A 13,581-nucleotide genomic window follows, 5' to 3' on the forward strand; every position below is an offset into this window, starting at 1 on the left:
TTAGCGCTTCTCGAACCGTAAGTCTTCGAAGTCGAAGCTAAAGTCTGCAGCCGGATCAATGGGTTCCATCACCATGCCTTGAATATCGCCCGCCATGGTCGTGGTGAAGCGCACATACGCATCGGCATGATGGGTACGGTCGTCCCAACGCACTACATAGGTATTGCCTTTCATGTGCTCCATGGTGCCCACTAAGCGCTCTGAACGATGTGAGCGCCAGCGCAGCTGGCCATCTTGCCAACTGACGGTGGCTTTGCCAAACCAAGGATCAACATAATCACCGCTAACCTGAGCAGCTTGTTCAGCAGTCACTGCTTGGGTTTCAGGCTCTTTAAAGGTTTCGGCGCGATAGGCGTTGGCTTGTGCACGCCATTCTTGCACAGCGGCTACCCAATCACGTTCTTCGGAACCAGTATACGGCTTAATTAGAGTCTGCATGAGCGCAGTACGGGCGTCGCTATTGGCTTTGTTCATCAGCACTAAGTAACCCGTATCTAATTCTGGGAAAAAGGAGAGATACGCATTCATACCGTGTAAGGTGCCGGTATGATGAATACGCAGTAGGCCATCGACGTCATGCATGCGCCAACCTAAGCCATAGGCAGCAAAATGCGTGTTGTCCCACTCGTACGCCCGTGAGCCCACATTCATCAGCGTTTGTGGCTTCCACATTTCCGCGTGTTGCGCTGCGCTAATTAATTGCTGAGTGCTGCCATCTGCCGCCGTATAGCTACCCCGGTTAATGTGCATCTTCATCCATTTGGTCATGGCGCGTAAGCTGCAGCGAATGCCGCCGGCCGGCGCTGAGGGTAGATATTCCTCAGCGAAATCGCGGCGCACAACGGTCGGTGTATCGTCGATAGTCCCGTGTGGCTGGGCAATGTATTGCTTGTATTCTTCAGGTACTGGCCCGGCGAAGCAGTACTCCATGCCTAAAGGACGCATTAATTGCTCTTCGACAAAGGTTTCCCAGCGCTGACCACTGACGCGTTCAGTGAGTTCACCAGCGAGCACATAGAGGATGTTGTCGTAGGCATAGCGTGAACGGAATCCACCGTCCATGGGTAGATACTGTAAGCCCTTCAGGATATCAGCGCGAGTAAAGTCATTTGGCGTTGGCCAGAACATTAAGTCACCAGCACCTAGATTCAAGCCGCTACTGTGAATCAGTAGGTCGCGGACCCGGAATTCGCGCGTAATCCAGGGGTCTTGGGTACGAAACTCTGGTATGTGATCGATGACGCGATCGTCCCAGTTGAGCTTGCCCTGGTCGACTAACAGCGCCAACGCTGCAGTGGTGAAGTTCTTGGTGACGGAGGCGATTTTAAACAGCGTTTTGTCGCTCACCGCAACAGCGTCGCCGTATTCTTGTACACCATAGGCTTCAGCGAAGGTAACGTCGTCGCCTTCAACAATCCCGATAACAACGCCCGGGATAGCATACTCATCCATCACTTGCGCGACAGTACGGTCAATCTTCTCGCCACTGATCTTACTCGGTTCAGCCTGCACCGCAGCGCAGCTCAGTGATAAACCAGCCAGCGCCAAGGCCAAAGGTTTTACAGCAGTTTTCATAGTAAACAACGACATAGTTTTAAAACCCTTAAATCATGATGAGACTGGCAACCACATAGAGCGCCAATGAAATGACGCCCCCGAACAATGCGTAAGGCAATTGGGTACGTACGTGTTCGAGTAAGTCACAGCCCGATGCGAGTGCCGACACCGCAGTGGTGTCAGAAATCGGTGAACAATGGTCACCAAAGACACCGCCGCCAAGCACTGCGGCAAGCAGTAATGGTGCCGGCAAGTCCAAAGCGATAATCATGGGTGCGGCGATCGGGATCAAGATCGCGAAGGTGCCCCATGAAGTACCGGTGGTAAACGAAATAAGCGCGCCGGCAAGGAACAGCATCGGCGCAATTAAGAACAATGGCAGGAACTCACCAACCAAACCAGCCAAGAAAGTGCCGGTACCAAGCTCGCGTAAGCTTGCGCCTAGTGCCAACGATAGCAGCACGATACTGACCAAGGGGAGTAGCTCACTCATGCCCTTAAAGCCGATATCTACCAGCTGCTTGTGGCTATTGCGACGGCTAGTAATCAACATAAAGTAGGCCACTACGCACGCCAAAATGGTCGCGTACAACACCGATTTTGAACCGTCGCCTTGGGTGATATCACCACCACCGGTGCCGAACATAAAGGCGACCATACCAAACACCATGACTGACAATGGCACCAACATGTAACGGGCTTTGCTGTTACTTGGCACATGCTCAGGAATATCTTTGTGTTCGACCGGTTGTTCTTCGACTTTTTTCATTGGCCCGAATACGCGACCACTGATGGCGGTATAAAACACGATAATCAGCGTGACAATGGCGTAAAAATTAAACGGGATAGTGCTCCACAAAGTAGTCACGCTCGAACCTGGCAAGTCTTGTTGGTCGAGCATACCAAGCACGTAGGCGCCCCAGCCATTGAGCAGAATCAGAATACAAATAGGGGCGCTGGTACTGTCAATTAAATAGGCCAGACGGGCGCGACTCATGCCTAATTTTTCAAACAAACCACGCGATAAGATACCGGCCGTGAGCACACTTAAGTTTGATTCGATAAACACGAAAATACCGGTGAACACCGTCATCAAGCTAGCACTGCGCTTGGTGCGGCCTAGGCCTTTTGCCAGCAGTGCTTCAACGGTAGCGGCAACACCGCCAGATTCACGAATATACGCAAGCAAGGAACCGACTAGCAAACTAAAAATGAGGATGCGGGTGTTGCCCTCTGAGGCGAATACCGAAATAATGCGTTCAATGGTGGCAACAAAAGTATAGATCAGCGGCTCACCGCCTTGCCAAGTTAAGAGAAGTTCTGAAGTTACAATCGCAAGCAGTAGTGCAACAATGACTTCCTTGCGCCAGAACACCACGATAATGGCGACTAGCGGCGGTAGTACGGACATCCAGCTCATAAATAAGCGACCTTGTTGTTATAGTTAGCTGTGATTTTCGCTGTCCATATTGCCAACCAGTAATAAATTATTCAATATGGAGCTGTAAGTTTCATACTTTATGAACATTCTAACAAAAAAAGACAGCGCCTATGTCCTGTTTACTTAAAATCCGCGCGATGCGCGACGATATGTCGCTTATTGAGCGCAAATTGGCAGACTTTATTCTTGAGAACACGCATTTGTTGCGCGATTATTCTTCGCAGCAATTGGCCGACGCTATAGGTGTGAGCCAATCGAGTGTGGTTAAGTTCAGTCAGAAACTCGGCTATCGTGGTTATCCTGACTTGAAGTTTGCCGTCAACGAAGCCGTTGTCTCGGCATCGAATCAGAATCGCGCAACTGCGAGCCATCCTGCGCAAGAGCGTTCCTTGATGGATACCTTTGCTGAGCTGCGTGATGCCCAGTATGCAGTCATGCAGGGCGTTGCCGACATCAATGAAAACGAAAAGCTGCAGGCGGCACTTAAACAACTTACCAAAGCCGAAACCATTCAAGTAGCGGGCTTCGGTAAGTCAGCGATTGTTGCCAAAGACTTTGTGTTGCGGTTAATGCAAATCGGTAAAGTCACGTTGAGTAGCACCGATCCGGCCTTACAAATTCAAATGGCGACCACGCTCGGCGAGGGTAATGTGCTGTTTGCCATTAGTGACGGCGGGCAAAACAGCGATATCGTCAAAATTGTGCGGCAAGCCAAAAGCAAAGGTGCCAAAGTCATTTCATTGACCCGCTATGGTAATAATCCAACCAGTATTCTTGCGGATGTAGCGCTATTTTCTTTAGGTGGCGACACTCACGTGCGTACCGATAGCGTATTGATGCAAATGGGCATGCAGCATCTTTGCCATGTGCTGTACGTGCAAATGTGCCAAGCATTAAAGGTGGATGCGCTGATAGAAGAGAGTATGAATTCCCACAATTTGCTAGATACTAAATAAAAACTATTCCTATTTAGGTATTGATCTAATAATGCGAATCGTTATCATTAGCGCACTTTCATTTGAATGCGCAGATAGGATTCGCAATCATGCAAAAATCAGTTTTAAGTATCGCTCTCGCCGCAATTCTTGCCGGCCCTGCAGTCGCGCAAGACACCACCACGCCAGTCAAAGCCGACGAAACCATCAAAATCACCGCAGCCCGCACGGCACAAAGTGCTGGTAGTATTGCCGCTACGGTGACGGTGATTGATGGCGAAGATTTACGTCGCCAGTTAGCCAGCGCCGATACCCTATCGGATGTGCTTGGCAACTTGGTGCCAGCCTTTTCGCCGTCACGGCAGAAGTTAAGCAGTGCTGGTGAAACCTTGCGTGGGCGTGAACCGCTGTACTTGATTGATGGCGTGCCGCAGTCCAACCCATTGCGAAATGGCTCACGCGCGGCGTATACCATTGACCCATTAATGATTGAACGCGTTGAAATTATCCACGGTGCGAGTGCCATCCAAGGCATGGGCGCTAGTGGTGGTATCATCAATATCATTACCAAATCAGCTGAAAATGGAGCAGCGCACGAGGTCACAGCAGGCTTTACGGCGCCGACGAGTGAAACCAACGAAGGCTTGAGTTATCGCACCGGTTATTTATTCCGTGGCGCCTCAGGTGATGTTTCCGCGGTTGCCGGGGTGCAACTACGCAGCACCGGCATGTATGTTGATGGCGATGGCAATTTGATCGGCGTTGATAGTGCGCAAGGCGACACCATGGACTCAGAAAGCTATGACGTGTTCGCGAAACTAGGTTATCGCATCGATGATATGCAGCAGCTGGAATTGATGGTGAACCATTTTGATATGGAAGGAAATGGTGATTATTCGTCGCTAGGCGGAGATCGCGCCGCGGGAATCCCCACGATTTCAATTGAAGAACCCACTGCAGGCGACGCGCCTCGCAACAAGGTAACGACCGCCACACTGACTTATCGTAACGCCGATGTTTTGGGTGCGGACCTGAACTGGCAGTTGTTCTCGCAAGACTTCTCGGCGCTCTATGGCGGCGGCATTTATGCAACTTTCCAAGATCCGGCGTTTGGCGAGAACTTATTTGATCAGTCGCGCAACGATTCACAGAAATATGGCTCGCGTCTGACCCTTAATTGGGACAACGTTGCAGCAACACCTGTTGATCTGACTGGTGGTGTCGATTATCTCAGCGACACCACCTTCCAAGAACTCGCACAAACCGGTCGTAACTGGGTGCCGGAAACCGAATTCAACAATTGGGCGCCGTTTGTGCAAGCGCGTTACCAAGCAAATGGCTTAACCCTTAGCGCTGGCGCACGTTACGAATATGGCAAGCTCAAAGTGGATGACTTCACCACCCTGGCATCATACGGTAGTCAATTTGTTGCCGGCGGAGAACCGTCGTTTAACGAACTTTTGCCTAACTTTGGTGCTGTTTATCAACTAACTGACGATTGGCGCGCCTTTGCCAGCTATTCCGAAGGCTTCAGCATGCCTGACGTGGGTCGCGTGCTGCGAGGTATCAACCAACCCGACCTAAGTGTTGCGAGCTTCCTCGATTTGCAACCGGTGATTGCTGACAATCAAGAAATCGGTATTGAGTACCGTGACAGTGCACTGCATTTCAGCTTGAGCTATTTTCAGTCTGATTCAGACTTGGGCGCGCGCTTGCAGGCAGACGCCGATGGGTTCTACAGCGTGTTGCGTGAGCGCACTGAAATCGATGGATATGAGCTAAGCGCAAACTATGCGTGGACCGCCTACACCAGCTTTGGTGTCAACTATGCCAAGACCAACGGCGAATACGACAGTAACGACGATGGCGTGGTCGATACTGAACTTGGCGGGCGCAATATCGCTCCCGAGCGCGCCAACCTGTATTGGGAACAGCAATGGGGCGCACTCGTCAGCAGCCGCGTACAATACAACATGTTGTTCGATCGCGAGATTTACAGCGGTGCGCAGGCCATCAATAACTTCGATGGTTATCAAACGTTGGACGCACAAGTGCTGATCGAGACCATGGACTATGGCCAGTTCACCGTGGGCATCGAAAACCTGTTGGACGAGTTCTATCTTACCTACTACGCCCAAACAGTAGGTCCTGATAACCGCAATTTTGCCGGTCGTGGCCGCACCGTGAGTGTCAACTGGAGCTACTCGTTCTAATGTGGAAACAGTGGTCTGCCCGCATCCATAAATGGTTAGGGCTCACCTTAACTGTGTGGCTAGTGCTCGTCGCATTGACGGGCACTTTGCTATTTTACAAAACCGAATTGCTGCAACTGAGCTATCCTCAGCTCAACCTGCAGCAAGTGCCTACGGTTGCTCAAGCTGCCGCAGTGTACGACCGCTACGCAGCCGGTTATGCCTACCTTCCGCGCGCCGATAAACCTTGGACTGAAGTGGTCGATGGCGCTGGCACCATTCATTATTATGACGCCGCGGGTGAGCTGCTGCTGGCGCGACCCTTGCTTGGCGATTGGTTGTCGTGGGCGGTAGAATTTCATCACCATTTATTGCTGCACGAACTCGGCAAAGAGCTGCAAGGTATCTTTGGTTTGTTGAGTCTGTTGTTAGTCGTGGCCGGACTCGTTCGCTGGTGGCCGCGGCATTGGAGTTGGCGCTTGTTGTCGGTGCGTTGGCAATGGCCAAGTTCGCGCCAGTTCATGGCGACCTTATGGCAGTTGCACCGCAGTGTGGGGGTGATTGCATTGCTACCATTATTGGCGCTACTGCTAACAGGTACCGCTATCATGTATGCCGCAGCGGTCAGCAGCAGTCTCGACCAATGGCTACCTGAGCGTCAAACACTGAATGCCCAACCTTTACCACAAACTCGCGCGTTGAATTGGCAGCAACGACTCGAATTAGCCGCCAGCTATTGGCCCGATCAAACTACACGTTTACTGTATCTTGCACCTACTGAGGTTGGCGGCTATCGCATGCGTCTACAGCATGACGCTGAGTGGCATCCTAATGGGCGTAGTTATCTTGAGTTTGATGCGGCAGGACAATTACTCAGCGCTGACGATGTGCGCGCTAAGAGCAGGGGTTTTCAGTTGTCGCAAATGATTTATCCGCTGCATATTGCGGCAGTGGGTGGCGTGGCGTGGTTAACCGCATTGATATTGGGCGGCTTGGCCTTGATGCTACTGCCCATCACTGGTGTGTGGTTTTGGTGGCGGCGCCGCGCTGCTAGTCGAGGTTAAGCTCTAACTGCAACTGCTCGTCTGGGTCGGGGAGGGCAACGCTCAAGCCCACTAAGCGCACACTGCGCTGACCGCGGCGATCCCAAGCTTCGCGAATTAACTGATAAAACAAGCTCGGTGACACTTTGCGCGCGGTACGCGACACTGTAGTCTGCTGAAAGTCGTTAAACTTCAATTTCACCGTCTGACTTTTAATCAGTGTGTCTTGCCAACGCTGTTGGCCGAGGCGTTTTTGTAATTGTGGTAGCAAGATCTCGTCAAGAAATCGTTCCACTTCGCGTAAATGTTGCAGGTCATGCCGCAGCGTTTCTTCACAGCCAACGCTTTTACGCACTCGCTCAGTGACTACCGGACGTGGGTCAATACCCTGACAGCGTTGCTGCAATAACCAGCCTGCTTTATCGCCCAATAGCCGTTGTAGCGCCGCAAGTTCTGCAGTTTGAATATCTTTACCGAGGTAGTAGCCGGCATGCTGCAAGCGCTCGAGACTTTTCGGCCCGACGCCGGGAATACGTTTCAGGTTTAACTGGGCAATATAGGCTTCTAACTGATCTGGGGGAACCACAAATTGACCGTCAGGTTTGCGTTCTTCGCTGGCAATCTTCGCCACCATCTTTTGGCAGCTGATCCCCGCAGAAGCTGTCAGACCGAGAGCACGCAGCTCGCTACGTACGGCTTCCATGATGAGCGAGGCACTGCCTTGATGCAGCGGGTTGTCGGTCAAGTCTAAGTAGAATTCATCAATAGAAGCCGGTTCGACTTGCTCCGTCACTTGGGTGAGTACCTCGAGTATTTTGGTGGACAACTCACGGTAATAGCGGTGATCGGGTTTGACGAAATGCAATTGCGGACACAAGCGGCGCGCATGGGCACCCGACATGGCACTGCGCACCCCGAATTGACGTGCAAGATAGTTGGCGGTTGCGACCACACCGCGTTCGCTGCCACCGCCCACTGCAAAGGGTCGATGCTGCAAACTGGGGTCGCGTAAAACCTCGGCGCTGGCAAAAAAAGCATCGAGATCCAAAAGCGCTATTTTACGCGTATTTATTGACAAATCAGCGGACATCATTAGAAATGTTTAACCTTGCACGGATTCTGGCTATAATCGCAACAACTCAGTGAGCGTGCAAGCTCATCTCAATGAAACAGGAGTCCACCGTGAACGTAGTGAAAGTTGTAAAATCTGGTCGTTTCCTCGCCTTTGCCATGGCCTTTGTGGTGGGTAGCGCGGGCGCAACCATGTTGCCACAAGACAGTAGTGAAGATATTGCGAAGCGTATTGCACCGATTGGCCAAGTGCGTACAGGTGACGCGCAAGCAGCCGGAAGTGAAACCGCAAGCAGCGGTGGTGCTCGCTCGGGCGATGCTATCTACAACCAATTCTGTGCAGCCTGTCACACCAGCGGTGTGTTAGGTGCGCCAAAAATCAATGATGCAGCAGATTGGGAACCGCGTTTAGCACAAGGTATGGACACTGTGTTGCGTCATGCGATTGAAGGTTACAACGCAATGCCGCCAAAAGGCACTTGCGGTGACTGTAGCGATGACGAAATTCAAGCTGCCATTGATTATATGATTGCTGACATTTAAACGCTCAGTTGACTGAACAGAAAACAAAAAAACCGCTTCGGCGGTTTTTTTGTGCTTGTCTAGCTCTTGTCTAAATGGTGAAAAATCGCGCGAAACGCTTTCCTGTAAAGAAATGTAAAGATATAATCGTTTACATGTTTGTTCACAAAAAAACATAAAAACAGTATAAAAAATAAACAAAAACAAGCTGCTACAGGCCCATGAGCGACACTCAACAGTCTTCGACATCTGCTGAAATTACGCGTTTGCGTAAGGCTGTTGCACGTCTTAAAACCCTTGCGTTGAAGTATCGCGAATCTGAAGTTATCCAAAAAGCGCTGTTTCGCATCTCGGAGTTAGCATCTTCAGCGCGTGATATGCAGGAATTTTATCCGGCACTGCATGCCATCATCGATGAACTCATGATGGCAAAGAATTTTTTCGTTTGTTTGTACGATGATCATTCTGACACCGTCAAGTTCGTCTATTTTGTCGACGAATACGACGAAGTGCCGAGCTACGAACAGTTTCCAGCGGATGTGTTGCGCCGGGGCCTTACCGGCTATGTGATGCGCACTGGGCAGCCATTTTTGTTGAATGAGCAAAACTTTAACGAGTTAGTCGCGCGTGGTGAAATTCGTGACTTAGGTGCGCCTCCAGTAGACTGGCTTGGAGTACCGCTGAAAAGCGGAGAGCGGGTGATGGGCGCGATGGTGGTACAAAGTTACACATCGAATGTCGGCTATACCACCGCCGACAAAGAGCTTTTCACTTTCGTCTCACAGCACATTGTGAACGCGCTAGAGCGGGTGCGGCAACGCGAGTTTATGCTGCAAGAAATCGGTCGCCAAACCGCGAATTTACGCGATACTAACCGCTCGTTAGAGGAGCAGATTGCCGAGCGTAAACGTGCTGAACGAGTCGCATCGGTGTTGTATTCCATCTCGGAGTTGACCAACACTTCAGAGAATATGAATACCTTCTTCAAGCAGTTACACCAACAGTTAGGTCAGTTGGTCAACAACGACAACTTCTATGTTGCATTACTCGACGATGACCGCAAGCACATTCGCTTCCCTTATTACGTGGATGAACGTGATGCACAAATTGTGGAGCGTCGCCCGCTCGGCAAAGGGCTGACGGAGTTTGTGATTGCTAGTAAAAAGCCCATTTTTATTGACGAGAAAGTGTATGAAAATCTGATCGCCGCGGGTCACGTCAAAGGTCCCGACAAGTGCTATGGCACGCGCCCACGGCAGTGGCTAGGTTCGCCGCTGCTGGTGGATGATGAAGTTATCGGCGTGTTGTCGGTGCAAACCTATAAAGACGAAGTGAATTACAAGCAAGACGATCTTGAGTTGCTCAACTTCGTCTCGCAGCACGTTGCGGTAGCGATTGAGCGCCGTCGTAACGCTGATGAAATTCGTCGCGTAAATGCTTTTCTCGAGAAGAAAGTGGCCGAGCGTACCGAAGAGTTGGTCAACGAAATCGAGCGCCGTAAAAAAATTGAAGAAAAACTGTTTTTCGACGCGCACCATGACACCTTAACCGGCTTACCCAACCGCTCCATGTTTACGGAGCGCCTGCAACAAGCTTTAAACCAGAAACGCCGCTTCCCGACCCACAATTTCGCTGTGTTGTTTGTCGACTTGGACCGTTTTAAAGATATCAATGATTCACTTGGGCATTCGGCCGGCGACGAGTTTTTGCTGGAAGCCAGTCGGCGCATTTGTGAATGTGTGCGCGACAACGATACCGTTGCGCGGTTAGGCGGTGACGAATTCGTGATCTTGCTGAATCTCGTGCGGCATGTGGATGATGCCAAAGATGTCGCCTCGCGAATCATCGAGCAGATGCGTCAGCCCTTTGTTTATGGTGAGTCTGAACACTATTCGGGTGCCAGCGTTGGTATTGCTGAATGTAAATCGCGTAACGATACTGCTGAGCGTCTATTGCGTGATGCTGACGCCGCTATGTACCAAGCCAAGAGTATGGGACGCGGTCGGTATGTGGTATTCGACGAAAGTATCCACAAAGATTTGGTTGCGTCATTGCATCGTGAAACCGAATTGCGCCACGCGCAGTTTGATCAAGATTTTGTCTTGCAACAATTCGATCTAGTTGCTTTGCGAACGGGTAAGCCACAAGCACGTGAGGTGCTCGTGCGCTGGCAGCGCGGCGATCAGCTACTCGAAGCGCAGAGCTTTTTAAATGTGGCCGAAAAAACCGGCATGATTGTTGCGCTCGATCACTGGATGCTGACGCGCTGTTGCGAAATCGTGCAAGACCAGGAGTTGAAGATACCGATTTATGTTAGTCTTTCGACCAAACATCTATTCAAGCTCGCCGATGTCAAAGCGCTGCTGCAGATTGTTGAGGAAAGCGGTGTAAAGCCGCAACGGCTAGTGTTTGAGTTTAGCGAAACCGAACTTAGCGACAATTCGAAGCGACAATTGAGCGCTTTACGTATGCTCGCCGATGCCGGTGTCGGACTGGCTTTGAACGAATTTGGGCGCAGCTCAGGGGCCTTACAATATCTGCTCAATTATCCCTTCACCCACGTCAAACTCGATCGTCGCTTTGTTGCAGAAAGTAGCAAGAGTGAACGCGCTGGGGTGATGGTACGCAACGTCGTGAACCTATGCGAAGAGCTAAATATCACCATTGCTGCGGCTGGTATCGATACGCCTGAACAGTTGGCGGTATTGCGCGCTGCGGGAGTTCAGCTTGGTGTGGGAGCGCAACTCGGCGAACCGATATGGCTGCCGTGCAAAGAACGCCAAGAAGCCATGTAAAAAGCTTTTATTTCAGTGCATTGCGCAGCATCGCAAGGCCTTGATTACGGGTCTCTTCTTGTTTTTCTTCGGTGACTGGCGTCTGACCTTCCCATTCCACATCGTCTTGTGGCAATTCAAACAAAAATCGGCTCGGTTCAGGGCGAATGACATCACCGTACTGGCGACGTTCTTTGGCGATGGTGAACACGCAAGAATGCTGCGCGCGGGTGATACCCACGTAAGCTAAACGCCGCTCTTCGTCGACCATGTTGTCATCGATACTACTTTGGTGCGGCAGCAGCCCTTCTTCCATGCCAACCATAAAGACATGAGGGAACTCGAGTCCTTTTGAGGCATGTAGGGTCATCAGCTGCACCTGATCGCCGACATCTTCTTCTTCGTTACGCGACATCAGATCACGCAAACAAAGTTTCGCGACGGCTTGCTCAAAATTCAGTGGCTCATGCTCATCGTCACCTTTGATCATTTCGCCCACCCAGCGCAACAACTCACTGATGTTTTTATAGCGCATTTCAGCTGCCGCTTGGCTCGGGCTCGACTCATAGAGCCACTCTTCGTAGCCAATTTCTTTGATCAAATGATACAAAGCCGCCATAACATCGCTTGGATGTTGGCAACGTTTCGCGGTTTGTGCGATCAGGTGCGTAAATAACTGCACCGACTGGTATTCACGACTGCCCATGCGGGTTTTCAACGCTTGATGTTCGCAGGTGGCGAGCATCGGAATATGCAATTCGTGGGCAAGTTCACCGATGCGTTCAACGGTTTGTGGGCCGATACCACGTTTGGGCACATTAATGATACGAATCAATGCACTATCGTCATCGGGGTTCATCAGCAGTCGCAGATACGCCATCACGTCTTTGACTTCGGCGCGGGCAAAGAAACTTTGACCACCGGTCATGCGATAGGGGATGCGGTTGGTCAACAGCGCTTTCTCAAAGATCCGCGATTGATGATTGCCACGATAGAGCACGGCAAAATGTGAATAGGGCGTGCGCTCGAGAAAGCGGCGTCGCACGATTTCAGCCACCACACGCTCAGCCTCGTGTTCTTCGTTGCGGCCGTAGATCACCCGTAGCGGCACGCCGTATTCCATTTCCGAGAAGAGTTTCTTCTCGAAGACGTGCGGATTGTTTTCAATCAAGATATTGGCCGCTTTAAGAATACGCCCGTGCGAACGGTAATTTTGCTCGAGCTTGATGACCTCCAGTTGTGGAAAGTCTTTTTGCAACAGCGCCAAGTTTTGCGGTTGTGCACCACGCCAAGAATAAATCGATTGGTCATCGTCACCAACCACGGTAAAGCGCGCGCGTTCACCCACTAGCAGTTTTACCAATTGATACTGCGAGGTGTTAGTGTCTTGATACTCATCGACCAATAAATACTGAAACTTTTTCTGCCAGCGCTCGCGTGCATGCTCATTGCTAGCCAGCAACTGGGTCGGTAGCAGTATCAAATCATCAAAATCGAGTGCATTACAGGCGCGCATGTTTTGTTGGTAGCGGCGATAGAACTCAGCAAACTCTTGCGTCTCTGGCGTTTGCGCTTGTTCTAGCGCTTGCTCTGGCGTCCACATGGCGTTTTTCCAGTTACCGATTTGTGCTTGCAGCCGCTTGACCAGTTCTTTGTCACCGTCGAGTTCGTCTTCGGTGAGCGCCTTTAGCAAGGCAAAGCTGTCTTGGTCGTCAAACAGTGAAAAGCCGGACTTCAAGCCCAACCGCGCAACTTCCTTGCGAATGATATTCAAGCCAAGGGTATGAAAGGTCGACACCGTGAGGCCACGGGTGTATTCGCGGCCAAGGGTTTGCCCAACGCGTTCTTTCATCTCGCGGGCGGCCTTATTGGTAAAGGTGACCGCTGCGATATGGCGCGCTTTGTAATTGCAGCGCCGAATCAGATAGGCAATTTTTTCGGTGATCACCCGCGTTTTGCCGCTGCCCGCGCCGGCAAGTACTAGCACAGGTCCGGCAATGGCTTCGACAGCTTGTTGTTGACGCGGGTTAAGTTTCATTAGGTTCC

9 protein-coding genes are annotated in these 13,581 nt (G+C 51.1%); 5 read left to right on the top strand and 4 right to left on the bottom strand.

Annotation, left to right across the window (positions count from 1 at the left end; translation table 11 throughout):
• Together IDAT_RS11485 and IDAT_RS11490 are read right to left on the bottom strand one after the other, a co-directional pair.
• On the bottom strand, positions 1-1,590 hold the full coding sequence (locus IDAT_RS11485) for a serine hydrolase (protein ID WP_034733803.1): 1,590 nt from the start codon (positions 1,588-1,590) through the stop codon (positions 1-3).
• Positions 1,591-1,603: 13 nt separating this feature from the next.
• Complete coding sequence (locus IDAT_RS11490) at positions 1,604-2,977, bottom strand: Na+/H+ antiporter NhaC family protein (RefSeq protein WP_034733806.1); 1,374 nt, start codon at positions 2,975-2,977, stop codon at positions 1,604-1,606.
• A gap of 131 nt (positions 2,978-3,108) precedes the next feature.
• Here IDAT_RS11490 and IDAT_RS11495 point away from each other — a divergent pair, with 131 nt between their 5' ends.
• The 3 genes from IDAT_RS11495 to IDAT_RS11505 all read left to right on the top strand — a co-directional run bounded on the left by IDAT_RS11495 (position 3,109) and on the right by IDAT_RS11505 (position 7,189).
• The gene (locus tag IDAT_RS11495; RefSeq protein ID WP_034733808.1) at positions 3,109-3,954 is read left to right on the top strand and encodes a MurR/RpiR family transcriptional regulator; all 846 of its coding nucleotides are present in this window, start codon (positions 3,109-3,111) and stop codon (positions 3,952-3,954) included.
• An 89-nt stretch (positions 3,955-4,043) separates the two neighbouring features.
• The gene (locus IDAT_RS11500; protein WP_034733811.1) at positions 4,044-6,146 is read left to right on the top strand and encodes a TonB-dependent receptor; all 2,103 of its coding nucleotides are present in this window, start codon (positions 4,044-4,046) and stop codon (positions 6,144-6,146) included.
• Positions 6,146-7,189 carry a PepSY-associated TM helix domain-containing protein gene (locus IDAT_RS11505; protein ID WP_034733813.1) on the top strand — a complete coding sequence of 348 codons (1,044 nt, stop codon included), beginning with the start codon at positions 6,146-6,148 and terminating at the stop codon, positions 7,187-7,189. The genes IDAT_RS11500 and IDAT_RS11505 overlap by 1 nt, the downstream gene beginning before the upstream one ends.
• Here IDAT_RS11505 and dinB read toward each other — a convergent pair.
• Positions 7,176-8,261, bottom strand: coding sequence for a DNA polymerase IV (dinB, locus tag IDAT_RS11510; protein WP_244441652.1), 1,086 nt, complete (start codon positions 8,259-8,261; stop codon positions 7,176-7,178). The genes IDAT_RS11505 and dinB overlap by 14 nt on opposite strands.
• A gap of 137 nt (positions 8,262-8,398) precedes the next feature.
• On the opposite strand from dinB, the gene IDAT_RS11515 reads away from it, so the two are divergent.
• Positions 8,399-8,782, top strand: a complete 384-nt coding sequence (locus IDAT_RS11515; RefSeq protein ID WP_244441657.1) for a c-type cytochrome — start codon at positions 8,399-8,401, stop codon at positions 8,780-8,782.
• Between the two features lie 200 nt (positions 8,783-8,982).
• Positions 8,983-11,556: a sensor domain-containing phosphodiesterase gene (locus IDAT_RS11520; RefSeq protein WP_051986780.1), complete on the top strand. Its 2,574-nt coding sequence runs from the start codon at positions 8,983-8,985 to the stop codon at positions 11,554-11,556.
• 7 nt (positions 11,557-11,563) lie between these two features.
• Here IDAT_RS11520 and rep read toward each other — a convergent pair whose 3' ends face one another.
• Positions 11,564-13,573, bottom strand: a complete 2,010-nt coding sequence (gene rep / locus IDAT_RS11525) for a DNA helicase Rep (RefSeq protein WP_034733816.1) — start codon at positions 13,571-13,573, stop codon at positions 11,564-11,566.
• Positions 13,574-13,581: the final 8 nt, after the last annotated feature.

The organism is Pseudidiomarina atlantica (assembly GCF_000753735.1).
Lineage (GTDB): Bacteria > Pseudomonadota > Gammaproteobacteria > Enterobacterales > Alteromonadaceae > Pseudidiomarina > Pseudidiomarina atlantica.